Raw genomic sequence first — 13068 nt, forward strand, 5'->3', positions numbered from 1 at the left:
CATTCTTCAGCCCAGGCAGTATGATTGCCGGGTGAGCGCTACGCTGCAGCAACTCCGGCTTGCAGGACGACATAGTGCCCTGCTCAAGGAGCTGCGGCGGGCGTTCGCGCGCTCGGAGCGCACGCGCGAGGGCTGTCTCGCCATTGAGAGTGTGCGCATCGTCGAAGAGGCGGTGCGCAGCGGCCTGCGCTTTCGCGCCGTGTTTTTCGCCGAGTCGGCCGAGTCCACGGCCCGGCGGCTCCTCCCCCAGCTCGGCAGCCATGTCGAGACCTTGCTGGTGCCGGACCGGCTTTTCGCCGACGTCGTGGCCACGGAGTCGCCGCAGGGCGTCGCGGCTCTCGTCCACCTGAAGGATTTGAGCCTCGAGGACGCATTGCGAGCGCCCGAACCGCTCATGCTCCTTGCCGCAGGCATCCAGGACCCGGGCAACCTGGGAACCATGATTCGCTCGGCAGAAGCCTTCGGCGCGGGCGGTGTGCTGCTGGGTGAAAAGACCGTCAGCCCCTTCAATCCCAAGGTGGTGCGGGCTGCTTCGGGCTCGCTGTTCCGGCTACCGGTCATCCCGGTGGCCCTGGCGGAGACCGTAGGAACGCTGCGCGGCCGCAGCCTGCGTGTGGTCGCAGCCTCTTCGCACAAAGGCACGCGGCTCGACCAGGCCAGGCTGGAGGGTCCACTGGCCTTGGTGGTCGGCAATGAAGCGACGGGCATTCCACGCGACGTCTTGAAGCTGGCCGACGAACTGCTGATGATTCCGCACACGCCCCGCGTGGAGTCGCTCAACGCCGCCGTGGCCGCTTCCATCGTGCTGTACGAAGCTGCGAGGCAAAGACGATCAGGCGATGGTGGCCCATGAGTCTCTTCCAGCCCATTCCGTCAACTGAACCCCTCCCCGGTCGTCCGCTTGCCGACCGCATGCGTCCGCAGGCGCTCGAGGAATTTGTCGGCCAGGAACACATTTTGGCTCCGAGCAAGCCATTACGCGTGCAGATGGAGCGGGACGACGTGCGCTCCATCCTCTTCTGGGGGCCGCCGGGTTCGGGCAAGACCACCCTGGCGCAGATCATCGCGCGCATGACGCGCTCCGAGTTCGTCGAGTTTTCCGCCGTGCTGGCCGGCATCGCGGAGATCAAGCGGGTGATGGCGGAGGCCGAAAAGGCGCGCCAGTACGGCACGCGCACCCTCGTCTTCATCGACGAGATCCACCGCTTCAACAAGGCCCAGCAGGATGCTTTCCTGCCCTACGTGGAGCGGGGCACCATCACCCTGATCGGCGCCACTACCGAGAACCCTTCGTTCGAGATCATCTCCGCCCTGCTCTCCCGCTGTCGGGTGTACACATTGAACCAGCTCACCGAGGAGCAGGTCGTACTGCTGCTGCGCCGTGCGCTGGCCGATCGCGAGCGCGGCCTGGGCGACATGAACCTGAGGGTTTCCGACGACGTCCTGGCCCGCATCGCGGCCTACTCCAGTGGCGATGCCCGCTCCGCCTACAACGTGCTGGAGGTCGCAGCAGCAACGGCCCGCGCGGGCGCTGCGCCCGCTGCTCCCGCCGAAATCACGGCGGAAATCGCGCAGGACGCTCTCCAGAAGCGGGTGTTGCTCTACGACAAGCAGGGCGAGGAGCACTACAACCTGATTTCTGCGCTGCACAAATCGGTCCGCAACAGCGACCCCGACGCCGCGCTCTACTGGCTGGCGCGCATGCTCGAAGCCGGCGAAGATCCCCTCTACATCGCCCGGCGTGTGGTGCGCATGGCGGTGGAAGATATCGGCATGGCCGATCCGCAGGCGCTCGGTCTCACCATGGCCGCGCGCGACGCCGTGGACTTCATCGGCATGCCGGAGGGCAACCTGGCGCTGGCCGAAGCCGTGGTCTATCTGGCGCTGGCGCCCAAGTCCAACGCTCTCTATACCGCCTACGGCGCAGTGCTTCAGGACGTGGAGCAGACTGCCGCTGCGCCCGTGCCGTTACACCTGCGCAACGCTCCCACCGGTTTGATGGAAGCACTGGGCTACGGCAAGGGGTACCAATACGCACACGACGTGGAAGGCAAGGTGGCGGACATGGAGTGCCTGCCGGAAAGCCTGCGCGGCCGTTCTTACTATCGTCCCACCGCCGAGGGCCTGGAGGCCGAACTCAGGAAGAAGATTGAGGAGATACGGAAGCGTCGATCCCGCGCCCAGCCTGACCGCTGAACCCAGGGTGACCTCGGCGGCTCAAGCGAAGCGCGCCCGGTGTTCCTTGAGGATGCAGCGATCCATCACCACGATGATGCCGGCTCGCCGCGCCTTGGCTGCGGCTTCTTCGTGAATCACGCCTTCCTGCATCCAGATGGCGGGCACCTTGAGCTCGATGGCGAGGTCCACGACCTCGGGCACGAACTCCGGGCGGCGGAAGATGTCGACAATGTCGATCTTCTCCGGCACATCGCGCAGCGATGGCCAGGCCTTCTCTCCCAGCGCGCCGCGGATGTTGGGATTCACCGGGATGATGTGGTAGCCCACGGTTTGCAGGTAGGCGGCCACGCCATAGCTGGGGCGCAGCGGGCTCGAGCTCAGGCCCACGACGGCGATGTTGCGCGCGCTTTTCAGCAGCTCGTGAATCTCGTCCTGGACCTTGGCCTCGGACATGGTGCCTTCCGACGAAACCGAACGCGACATTGTACGGGATGCGAGCCTCGCCTTCACAGTCTGGCCGTCGTATAGTGAAGGCGACATGCCACGCTGGAAGCGAGCGGCGATCTGGACGGGCCTGGCCTGCGCCGCCGGGCTGCTCCTCTCGGGATGCTTCGTGCGCTCGCTGCATCCTTTCCTGGCCATCTCCGACGCTGTGTTCGACCCCGCCTTGGTTGGAACCTGGCAGTCACAGGACGAAAACGGAAAAGGTAAGGCCTCCATCACCTTCACACGGGCCGGCGAAACGGGCTACGAACTGGAGTACCGCGACCCCGAAGTCGCCAAGGTCTCGCGCTACAAGGTCAATCTCGGCGTCATCGGCAAGAACCGCTGCCTGGACATCGCGCCCCTCCCCGAAAAGGACCTCGACGACCACTACGTCGCCGCCCACAGCTTGTGGAGGCTCGCGCTGAAGGGTGACACCCTCACTCTGGAGCAACTCGACTACGATTGGCTGAAGGCCCTGCTTACGGCGCAACCGGGTGAGCTTGACCACGAGGTCGTGGAGGGCGATATCGTGCTCACCGCCTCCACCGAGGACTTGCAGCGCTTCATCCTCCGCCACGCCGACGACCCCAAGGCGTTCTCCGCCAGGACCCCCTGGAAGAAAAAGTAGCCGTTATTCGGACTTCTTGCCGCCCGGCGGCGCGCTCTTCAGCTTGAATTGCTTCAGCGCCAGCTTGCGCAGCGTCTCCGGAACATTCTTGTTGCCGGAAAGCCCCTTGAGGTCGGCCAGGTTCAGGTGGTTCATCAGGGTGAGGGAAAGGTCCAGCGGGCAGCGCGGATTGTTGACCAGGTTCTTGATCACCACCGAACTCTTCATGAACTTGCGGTTGCGGGCGATGTCGCGCAGCACGCTCTCCTGCACGTTCTTCATGGCGGCGAAGGTCTCCACTTCGGCGTCAGAGAGCTTGGGGGACTGCAGCACCGCGCTCGAGACGATTTTCGATCCATCGCGGATCAGGATGAAGCGCTCATCCTTGTTGCCTTTCATGGCCAGTTGCACGCGCAGGCCCACGGTGAGCCGGGAGATCTTCTGCAGCGTGGAGATGCGCTCCCTCTGCTCGCCTTCAGGGTTGGCTGCGGCCGTTGCGGCGACGGCTGCGACCGCCGCGGCGGGCGCTTCTTCGTCCTCGGCCTCGGCGCCGCCCACCAGTTCGAAGGGCTTGCCTTCCTCGGCGGCGATCTCGGCGGCGTGCTCGACCTCGTACTGCGTCTTTTCGGTGTCGCTATCGGCATTGCCAAGGTCGGCGGCCAGCTCGGCGGCGGTTTCGCCCAGTGCCGCCAACGCCTGCTTGATCCTCTCCATTTCCTCCGGCTTTACCGCGGGATTGGAAGCCAAAGCGTGGAGCACGTCCACCGACTTGCGGGCGCGCTCGCTGGCCAGCAGCATCTCCACCGCCTCGCGCGTCGGCATGGCCGCCAACTCCACCACGCGTGATTCGCGCAGTGTCGGATTCTCCAGCAGCGCCGGCACCAGCTTGGGCCGCCGGTTCTGCGGCGCGATGAAGTACTCCAGCACCTGCCACGGCGTGGCCGGGTCGCTCACCGTCGCCAGGCAGGCTTTCTCATCCCAGCCCGCCAGGGTCATGCGCGCCTGCTCGCCGAAGATGGCGTGGGAAGAGAGGAAAACAAGTATCTCGATCATCTCGGCGGGAGGTACGGAGAGCGCGCCCTTGGCGGCGGTGCGCATTACCGCCGCAGGCACCGCCGACTCGCGGATGAGGTCGATCATGCGCGCCATGGCGAAAAAAGGTCGCGCACAAAATACCACAGGTCGCTCTTGCCCACTCTACTCAGAGCGCAAAGGTTGCGCTTCTAGCGGCTCCGGCGGTCCAGGTCGTGCCCCTTGAGCCGTGAACGTCAGCGTGCGGGTCTCGTTCTCCGCTCCCAGGGGCTCGAGCATCTGTTCATTGAAAGCCAACTCGACTCCACCGGCATTACCGACCTTCAGCACGATGCTCTGGTGCGCGCGGATCACCCTTTCGCTGTCGGCGGGCAGGGTCCACTCCTCGCGCTGGCCGTCGGCGACGGCCAGCACCCAGCACTCGCGGAGGGCGTGGATGCGCAGCGTGAACGGCTCCGCCTGCGTCACTTCCTCAGGCGCCGCTGCGACGGAGGTGGGCGCAGTCGCGGCCGTTGTCGGGCTCGCGACCGGAGCCGAGGCCGGCTCTGGACGCGCCACCGCGCCATTCGAAAGCGAACTGCCGGCGGGCTCGGGCAGCCGTGCGCTGTTCCATCTCCACACCACGAATGCGGCCAGGGCCAGCACCACGACCAGCGCAGCGGCGATGACCCAGCGCGACGCTTCCGGCACCGGCCGCGCGGCCGGCTGCGGCTCGACGGGGGCCGACACAGGCGTTTCGCCGGTGGCTACCAGGAAGTCGGCCACGGCCTGCTCTTCGTCAATGCCGACATGCTTGGCATAGGCGCGCACGAATCCCTTGTTGAAAATGCCCCCCGGCAAGAGATCGAAGCGCTCGTCTTCCAAGGCGCGCAGCATGCGGATGCCGATCTTGGTAGCCGAGGCGATTTCCTCCAGGCCGATGCCGCGCATTTCGCGCTCGCGCTTCAAACGCTGACCGAAGGTGCCCATGGAGGGAGTCCGCCGGCGGAGCCACACGGCGGCAAGCCGCGGCCATCATAGGTTCGGGCATGGGCAGTGTCAATTGCGGGCGGTTTCCATGTACGCACTCGAAGAAACAAGCACGAGCTTAGAGCGCCCTACGGTTTCGCAGACGTTTCCCAGGCTGATTCCTGAGGCCCCGCGAACGCGGTGATTCCGTTGCCCGGCCCGAAAAAGAGCGCATATAATACGCGCCAGCCAAGGCACTGACGCACGGGTGTCGCGGGCGTCTCCATGACCGAGGGTACAGCCGAGAACACGGTCCAGATGGCCGAACTGGCCATCTTCCACGACGTGGCTCGCGCTCTGACTTCCTCCCTGAACCTCGACCAGGTCCTGGAAACCATCATGAAGAAGATGGCTGAGTACTTCCGGCCGGAGACCTGGTCCCTGCTGATGGTGGACGAGGTCAAGGACGAGCTCTACTTCGCCATCGCCGTAGGCGAAGTGGCGGAAACGCTGAAGACCGTCCGCCTGAAGGTGGGCGAGGGGCTGGCCGGCTGGGTAGCCAAGCACGGCGAGTCGCTCATCGTGCCCGACGTCTACAAGGACCCGCGCTTCGCCAAACGCATCGACGAGATGACCAAGTGGAAGACGCGCTCCATCATCTCCGTGCCGCTGAAGTCCAAGCAGAAAGTGCTGGGCGTCATCCAGCTCATCAACTGTGACATGGCCGCGTTCGGCGACCGCCAGCTCTTCTGCCTGCAGGCGCTCAGCGATTACGCCGCCATCGCCATCGACAACGCCCGCGCGGTGGAGAAGATCCAGGAACTGACCATCACCGACGACGTCACTGGCCTCTACAACGCCCGCCACCTGTACAAGGTGCTGGAGGCCGAGGTCTATCGCTCGGCGCGCTTCGGATACGAGTTCAGCGTCATCTTCATCGACCTGGACCACTTCAAGATGGTCAACGACACCCACGGGCACCTAGCCGGCTCCAAGCTTCTGGGCGAGGTCGGCTTCAAGGTGAAGATCCACCTGCGGCTGATTGATTTCGCTTTCCGCTACGGCGGCGATGAGTTCGTCATCGTGCTGCCCCAGACCGGCAAGGAAAGCGCGCTCAACGTGGCCCGCCGCCTGCAGGACGTCTTCCGCCAAAGCCTCTTCCTTCAGGAGGACAACATGAACCTGAAGGTACGCGCTTCCATGGGCATCGCCTCATACCCTGATGACGCCAAGAGTGCTCATGAGATCATCCGTCAGGCCGACGAAATGATGTACATGGTGAAGAACACCACCCGCGACAATATTGCGGTCACGCAACTCGGATTGTTGAAGTAATTCAGCGGCAAGCAATAAGCGACAAGCCAACCCAAGTCTCGCCTGCTTCTGGCTTAAGTGCTTATCGCTTATTGCTGGTCCTTCGGCCGGCTTTTCAGCCCCGGTTCCTTGTCTTTCGCCGGCGCCTCTCCCTCCACCGGCTTCCACGCGCGGGTGCTTGCGGGGGCGTTCGGATCCATGCCGAAGTCCCACACATAGAGGTTGATCTCGTTCTCACCCAGCATCTCCACCAGCGCATATTCACCGGGCTGGAGCGGCTCGAGCGGAATGACTTTCGTCCATCCGCCGCCCATGGCCTCTGAGATCACCGGCACCTGGCGCTGCTCCTGCGACATCTTTCCGTAGAAGGTCACCTTCAGGTTGCCGACTACGCGCGAGTCTTTCTTGCGCTGTGCGCGGACGATGCGGAAGCGGTTGGTCAGAAGGCGCGCTTCGGCGGGAGAGTATTTGGGTTGGTCCTTGTTTGGATCGCCGCCGATCGCCACCGCAGCGTCGGCATCGGAATCCTCGATGTTCACGTAGATGGTGGGACGCAGCGCGTGCGCCTGCACCGCCGCCCGCGCTCCCGCCAGCTCGATGTTCTGCTTCACGCTGGCCAGCGGATTGATCGCCGCCCGCAGGATGTTCTTGCCCATCTGCCGGTTGATCTCGCCTCCCGCCTGCTCCAGTGGGATCAACTGCGGCTCGCCGTGAAAAGAATCGAACAGGAAGACTCCGCCCGTCGAAGGCAGCCGCAGCCCCGGCGCCACCTCCGGGGAGCGAGCCGCTTCCGCCGCCCGCTCGGCTTCTTCTTCCGCCGCCGCCTGCAACGTCTCCGGCGGGAGCTTGCCCTCGCTACGTTCTTTCTCGTAGCGCTCGGTCGCCGGCCAGTCCACCAGGTCAGCGGGCACTTCCTCCCACTCGAAGCGCTCGGCGCTGTAGTAGCGCACCCGCCCCTCCTTCACTTCGTACTCAGTGACGCGCTGGAAGCTGCCGTCCTTGAGGATGAGCCGCTGGGGGTGCTGCTGGGCAACGGACGGGACCAGCATCAGAAGGACCAGCAGACCGGCAGTGGCGGTCGTGGCCTGGCTTGGAATCAGTCGAAGCATGGGATCAAGGCTGACCGTTTGGTGGAGCGCCTCTCCTATTCTTAGATGCAGAAGCGGCCTTCCACAACCCCCTTCCGCGAAGGACGGAACTCTGGCATAATTGGTCGTGCACCCCTCCAGGCGGCACAACCCAATCCAACAATTCAACAGGGAGCGGAGATGTCGGCAAAGTACATCTTTGTGACGGGCGGTGTGGTGTCTTCGTTGGGCAAGGGACTGGCGGCGTCGTCCATCGGATGCCTGCTCGAAAGCCGCGGCCTCAAGGTCAACCTGCTCAAGTTCGACCCGTATCTGAACGTCGATCCGGGCACCATGTCGCCTTTCCAGCACGGCGAGGTGTTCGTCACCGACGACGGCGCCGAAACCGACCTCGACCTGGGCCACTACGAGCGCTTCACCCACGTCAAGCTGACCCGCGACAACAACTGGACCACGGGCCGCATCTACGAGCAGATCATCGCCAAGGAACGCCGCGGCGACTACCTGGGCAAGACCGTGCAGGTCATCCCCCACGTCACCAACGAGATCAAGGCGGCCATGCGCAAGGTGGCGCAGGACGTCGATATCGCCATCATCGAGATCGGCGGCACCGTCGGCGACATCGAATCGCTGCCGTTCCTGGAAGCCATCCGCCAGATGCGCCAGGACCTGGGCCGCGAGAATACGCTCTTCATCCACGTCACTCTGGTCCCCTGGATCGGCGCCGCCGGCGAACTCAAGACCAAGCCCACCCAGCACTCGGTGAAGGAACTGCTTTCCATCGGGATCCAGCCGGACATCCTGCTCTGCCGCACCGACCGTTATCTCAGCAAGGACCTCAAGTCGAAAATCGCCCTCTTCTGCAACGTGCAGGAAGACGCGGTCATCACCGCCAAGGACGTGGCTTCCATCTACGAAGTGCCGGTCGTCTTCGCCAAGGAAGAAGTGGATACGCTCGTGCTCCGCTACTTGCGCCTGGAGGCCGGCGAGCGCGACATCCGCGCCTGGGAAGAACTGCTCCACCGCGTCTACAACCCCAAGGACGAGGTCTCCATCGCCCTGGTGGGCAAGTACGTGGAGTACGAAGACTCGTACAAGTCGCTCAAGGAAGCGCTGGTCCACGGAGCCCTGGCGCACAACCTGCGCGCCAACCTGGTTTGGATCGAGGCCGAGGGACTGGAAACCAAGGATCCCAACGACCATTCCTGGGAAGCGCAGCTCGAAGGCTTCGACGGCATCCTGGTGCCGGGAGGCTTCGGCAAGCGCGGCATCGCCGGCATGCTCAACGGCATCCGCTACGCGCGCGAGAAGAAAGTTCCTTACTTCGGTATCTGCCTCGGCATGCAAACCGCCTGCATCGAGTTCGCGCGCAACGCGTGCGGCCTGGCGGAAGCCGATTCCAGTGAATTCAATCCCGCTACGCCGCACCGCATCATCTATAAGCTGCGCGAGCTGCGCGGCATCGACGAACTGGGCGGCACCATGCGCCTGGGGGCCTGGATCTGCAAGCTCACGCCCGGTTCGCTCGCCCATCAGGCCTACGGCGCCCTCGAGATCAGCGAGCGCCATCGCCATCGCTACGAGTTCAATCGCGAGTATGAGGCTCTGCTGACCGGCGCCGGGCTCAAAATCACCGGCTCCACTCCGGACGGCACCTACGTGGAGATCGTCGAACTGGGCGACCATCCCTACTTCCTGGGCTGCCAGTTCCACCCTGAATTCAAGTCCAAGCCTTTGGAGCCGCACCCGCTGTTCACCGCCTTCATTAAGGCGTCGTACGAAGACGGCAAGAAGCGCCGTACGCAGAAGCACGCCGCTGAAGTGGAGATGTTCCGCCGTCCCGAGAAGGTCGGAAAGCGCTAGAATCCCAGCGCCGGAGATTGGCCACGCAGTTTGCCTTCGTGGTTCCTTCGTGGCTTTGTGGTCGGCTTTTTCTGGAAACTGGAAACTTGAAACTGGAAACTTCATTTCAGGTTGGCAGCGTCACCATCGGCGGCGACAAGCTGTTTCTCATCGCCGGCCCGTGCGTGATTGAGAGCGAAGAGCACGCCATCAAGATGGCGGAGTGCATCGCGGGCGTCGCCAGGGCGATGGGTTTGCCCTACATCTTCAAAGCCTCTTACGACAAGGCCAACCGCACCTCCCTGGACAGCTTCCGCGGGCTGGGCGTGGCCGAGGGCTTGCGCATCCTGCGTAAGGTCGCAGAGACGGTCAGGATTCCTGTGCTCACCGACGTCCACGAAGCCGCCGACGTGCCCCGCGTCGCCGAGGCCGTCGACGTCCTCCAGATCCCCGCGTTCCTCTGCCGCCAGACCGACCTGCTGCTGGCAGCGGGTCACAGCGGCCGCGCCGTCAACGTCAAGAAAGGACAGTTCGTTTCTCCCTGGGACATGCGCCACGCGGTGGAAAAGATTCAGTCCACGGGGAACGGAAAAGTGTTCGTGACCGAACGTGGCAGCACTTTCGGCTACAACAATCTGGTCGTGGACATGCGTTCGCTGCCCATCATGCGCGGCTTCGCCCCGGTGGTCTTCGACGCCACGCACTCCGTGCAACTGCCCTCGGCGAGCGCCGACGGCAAGCCCGTGAGCGGCGGCCAGCCCGAGTACATCCCGGTGCTGGCGCGCGCCGCCGTGGCCGCCGGCTGCGACGGCATCTTCATGGAAGTCCACGACAATCCCGCGCAGGCCAAATCCGACGGCCCCAACGCGCTGGACTTGCTGAAGCTCAGGGATGTGCTGACCGAGTTGCTGGCGGTGCGGAAGGCGGTCACCCGCTAGGCCCGACTCCGCGCCCCCTACGGCGATCTTTGCTACCATCTCTTTCTCCATGAAGCACGTCGGCGAAGAAGTGGTTCGGGTCGAGGCGGAGGCGCTCCGCGCCCTGGCCGACCGCATTGCCGGTCCCATGGCCCAGGCCTTCGAGCGCGCCGTGGACCTGCTCTACACCTGCGCCGGGCGCGCCGTGGTCACCGGCATGGGCAAGAGCGGCATCGTGGCGCGCAAAATCGCAGCCACGCTCAGCTCCACCGGCACTCCGGCGCTGTTTCTGCATCCCGCCGAGGCCCTGCACGGCGACCTGGGAATGCTGGCGCGCGGCGACGTAGTCGTCGCTCTCTCCTCCAGCGGCGAAACCGAGGAGATCCTCCACCTGCTCGCTACTATCAAGCGCCTGGAGCTGCGGGTCATCTCCATGACCGGCGACCGCATATATCCCACGTCCGACACATCGGCGCCCACCTCCACTCTGGCCCGCGCCGCCGACGTCGCGCTCGACTGCTCCATCGACCGTGAAGCCTGCTCGCTCGGCCTGGCGCCCACCGCCTCCACCACCACGATGTTGGCGCTCGGCGACGCCTTGGCCGTCGCTCTGGCCCAGCGCCGCGGTTTCAAGGAAGAAGATTTCGCCGACCTGCATCCCGGCGGCAAGCTGGGCAAGCGGCTGGCGCGCGTGGGCTCGCTGATGCACAAGGGCGACGACGTCCCTGTGGTCGGTCCTTCCGCCAAGATGCCCGACGTCATCTACGAGATGTCACGCAAAGGATTGGGAGTGACCGCGGTGGCCGAGGACGGACGCCTGGTGGGCATCATTTCCGACGGCGACCTGCGCCGCCTGCTGGAAAAACGCGGCAAGCAGGTCCTCGACCTCACCGCCGCCGACTGCATGACCCGCTCGCCCCGGACCATCGGCGCGGATGAATTCGCCACCGCCGCCCTGGCCCTGATGGAGCAGAAGAAGATCACGTCGCTGGTGGTGGTGGATGGCGGCGGCCGGCTGGAGGGCATCGTGCATCTGCACGACCTGTGGGGAACGGAAATGGTTTGAATTGACGATTGAATCATCGATTCATTGAATCATTGAAAACCAGCGACCCGATGCGGGACGCTCACATCCAAGGGGTGTGTGCTTTTCAATGATTCAATGACCAAATGACTCAATGATCCAATCCCCATGTATCACTACGATCCCAAAACGGCGCTGGAAGAAGTGAGCGAAGAGGCTTTGCTGCCCAACCCGGTACACGTGCGCGACATGATCCTGCGCGGCAAGTTCGGGCCCGACCGCAGCCTGGAACTCAACCGCCAGTTCCTCGAGTATCAGAAGCTTTTCGGCGAGGCGCAGAAAGCCATTACCGGGCTGCTGCAGCAGTTGGCGACCAGGAAGTAGGCGGGTCAGCGAACCGCCGGGTACCTGCGGCGGATGTTCAGTATCCGCTCTTGTCATTCCGAGCGAAGCGAGGAATCCCTACCCGATCATGCACGTCCGGGCATAGGGATGCTTCGCTTCGCTCAGCATGACAATCAGCACTCCCGGAGCTCCCATGCGATTCCACACCGAATATCTCACCTTCAACACCCGCAAGCACCGCGAGTACATCCACATCACCCCGCAGGTGGAGGCGGCCGTTGCCAAGAGCGGCGTGAAGGAGGGCATGGTGCTGGTTTCGGCCATGCACATCACGGCCTCGGTCTACGTGAACGACCACGAATCCGGCTTGATCGCCGATATTGATGAATGGCTGGAGAAACTGGCGCCCTTCCGCAAGGATTACCGCCACCACCAGACGGGCGAATCCAACGGCGACTCCCACCTGAAGAGCTTGCTCATGCACCACGAGGTCACGCTGCCCATCACCAACGGACGGCTCGACCTGGGGCCCTGGCAGCGCGTGTTCTACGCCGAGTTCGACGGCCAGCGTTCCAAGCGCGTGGTCATCAAGGTGATGGGCGAGTAGGGCTCGCCCATCTCCCTCGCGACGGCGCTCGGGCTACACCGCCACCGTTTCGGCTGCGCGCACCAGCGGGATCATGCGCACGGGCGTGGCCAGCGACCGTGTCACCAGGCACGAGCGCTCCGCTTTTTCCAGCAGGCGCATCCCCCGCTCGCGATCGCGCTCGTGGGCAACCGTCAGCACGGGATGGATTTCCACGTCGGTGAAACGGAAACCTCCCTCGCCTTTGGCCAGCGTGCCCGTGGCGCTCACTTCCAGGTCCAGCGCCTCGAACTTCGACATCTCAGCGATGGCCGCGAACGTAGCCACGAAGCAACTGCTCACGGCCGCCACGAAGAAATGTTCCGGTGTCCAGAACCCGATCTCGCCCTGGAACTCGGGTGGAGCGGAAAAGTCCAGGTCCTGGGTCACTCCTTCGCCCAGCACGTGGCCGCGCCGGCCTTGTGTCCAGTGCGCATCTACCTTGTAGCGGTAATCGGTCATTTCATGACTCCTTCCCCATTCCCAGCTCTTCGCCCAGCTCTCGATGCTGCTTGCGCCAGCGCTCGGTCGCCTTCTCCACGTCGCGGGCATGTTGCCGGATGTGCGCGCGCTCCATCTGCTGCTTTTCGAGCTCGGTGTCCAGATCTTGCAGCGCTTCGTGCATGCGACTGCGCTCGCGATCCATCTTCCGGATGTGGTCG

The 13068-nt window shown here is 64.1% G+C and carries 15 protein-coding genes; 9 read left to right on the forward strand and 6 right to left on the reverse strand.

From position 1 onward, the window contains the following. Positions 1-31: 31 nt before the first annotated feature. Together VLE48_05130 and VLE48_05135 are read left to right on the forward strand one after the other, a co-directional pair. The gene (locus tag VLE48_05130) at positions 32-853 is read left to right on the forward strand and encodes an RNA methyltransferase (protein ID HSA92374.1); all 822 of its coding nucleotides are present in this window, start codon (positions 32-34) and stop codon (positions 851-853) included. Beyond that, a complete protein-coding gene (locus tag VLE48_05135) occupies positions 850-2196 on the forward strand; it encodes a replication-associated recombination protein A (protein HSA92375.1) in 1347 nt (448 codons plus the stop codon). The genes VLE48_05130 and VLE48_05135 overlap by 4 nt, the downstream gene beginning before the upstream one ends. Positions 2197-2217: 21 nt before the next feature. Here VLE48_05135 and VLE48_05140 read toward each other — a convergent pair whose 3' ends face one another. Next, a complete protein-coding gene (locus VLE48_05140; GenBank protein HSA92376.1) occupies positions 2218-2631 on the reverse strand; it encodes a CoA-binding protein in 414 nt (137 codons plus the stop codon). Between the two features lie 85 nt (positions 2632-2716). Between VLE48_05140 and VLE48_05145 the strand changes: the two genes are divergently transcribed. Next, entirely contained in the window at positions 2717-3292 is a 576-nt protein-coding gene (locus tag VLE48_05145; GenBank protein ID HSA92377.1) for a hypothetical protein, read from the forward strand. A gap of 3 nt (positions 3293-3295) precedes the next feature. Here VLE48_05145 and VLE48_05150 read toward each other — a convergent pair whose 3' ends face one another. Next, positions 3296-4420, reverse strand: a complete 1125-nt coding sequence (locus VLE48_05150; GenBank protein HSA92378.1) for a hypothetical protein — start codon at positions 4418-4420, stop codon at positions 3296-3298. Positions 4421-4468: 48 nt separating this feature from the next. Continuing rightward, positions 4469-5272, reverse strand: coding sequence for a helix-turn-helix domain-containing protein (locus tag VLE48_05155; GenBank protein HSA92379.1), 804 nt, complete (start codon positions 5270-5272; stop codon positions 4469-4471). Between the two features lie 264 nt (positions 5273-5536). On the opposite strand from VLE48_05155, the gene VLE48_05160 reads away from it, so the two are divergent. Further along, on the forward strand, positions 5537-6586 hold the full coding sequence (locus VLE48_05160; protein ID HSA92380.1) for a sensor domain-containing diguanylate cyclase: 1050 nt from the start codon (positions 5537-5539) through the stop codon (positions 6584-6586). A gap of 68 nt (positions 6587-6654) precedes the next feature. Here the strand turns inward: VLE48_05160 and VLE48_05165 are convergent, their stop codons facing one another. After that, on the reverse strand, positions 6655-7674 hold the full coding sequence (locus VLE48_05165; GenBank protein HSA92381.1) for a hypothetical protein: 1020 nt from the start codon (positions 7672-7674) through the stop codon (positions 6655-6657). Positions 7675-7833: 159 nt separating this feature from the next. Here VLE48_05165 and VLE48_05170 point away from each other — a divergent pair, with 159 nt between their 5' ends. The 5 genes from VLE48_05170 to VLE48_05190 all read left to right on the forward strand — a co-directional run bounded on the left by VLE48_05170 (position 7834) and on the right by VLE48_05190 (position 12388). Then, entirely contained in the window at positions 7834-9516 is a 1683-nt protein-coding gene (locus VLE48_05170; protein HSA92382.1) for a CTP synthase, read from the forward strand. Between the two features lie 86 nt (positions 9517-9602). Next, positions 9603-10433, forward strand: a complete 831-nt coding sequence (gene kdsA, locus VLE48_05175) for a 3-deoxy-8-phosphooctulonate synthase (protein HSA92383.1) — start codon at positions 9603-9605, stop codon at positions 10431-10433. Between the two features lie 49 nt (positions 10434-10482). After that, positions 10483-11478: a KpsF/GutQ family sugar-phosphate isomerase gene (locus VLE48_05180; protein ID HSA92384.1), complete on the forward strand. Its 996-nt coding sequence runs from the start codon at positions 10483-10485 to the stop codon at positions 11476-11478. Positions 11479-11604: 126 nt separating this feature from the next. After that, a complete protein-coding gene (locus tag VLE48_05185) occupies positions 11605-11820 on the forward strand; it encodes a hypothetical protein (protein HSA92385.1) in 216 nt (71 codons plus the stop codon). A 154-nt stretch (positions 11821-11974) separates the two neighbouring features. After that, entirely contained in the window at positions 11975-12388 is a 414-nt protein-coding gene (locus VLE48_05190) for a secondary thiamine-phosphate synthase enzyme YjbQ (protein ID HSA92386.1), read from the forward strand. A 33-nt stretch (positions 12389-12421) separates the two neighbouring features. Here the strand turns inward: VLE48_05190 and VLE48_05195 are convergent, their stop codons facing one another. Together VLE48_05195 and VLE48_05200 are read right to left on the reverse strand one after the other, a co-directional pair. After that, entirely contained in the window at positions 12422-12868 is a 447-nt protein-coding gene (locus VLE48_05195; GenBank protein ID HSA92387.1) for an OsmC family protein, read from the reverse strand. 1 nt (position 12869) lies between these two features. Beyond that, the coding region (locus tag VLE48_05200; GenBank protein HSA92388.1) for a hypothetical protein at positions 12870-13068 on the reverse strand (199 nt) is incomplete at its 5' end.

The sequence above is a fragment of the Terriglobales bacterium genome (assembly GCA_035454605.1).
Lineage (GTDB): Bacteria > Acidobacteriota > Terriglobia > Terriglobales > Acidobacteriaceae > DATMAB01.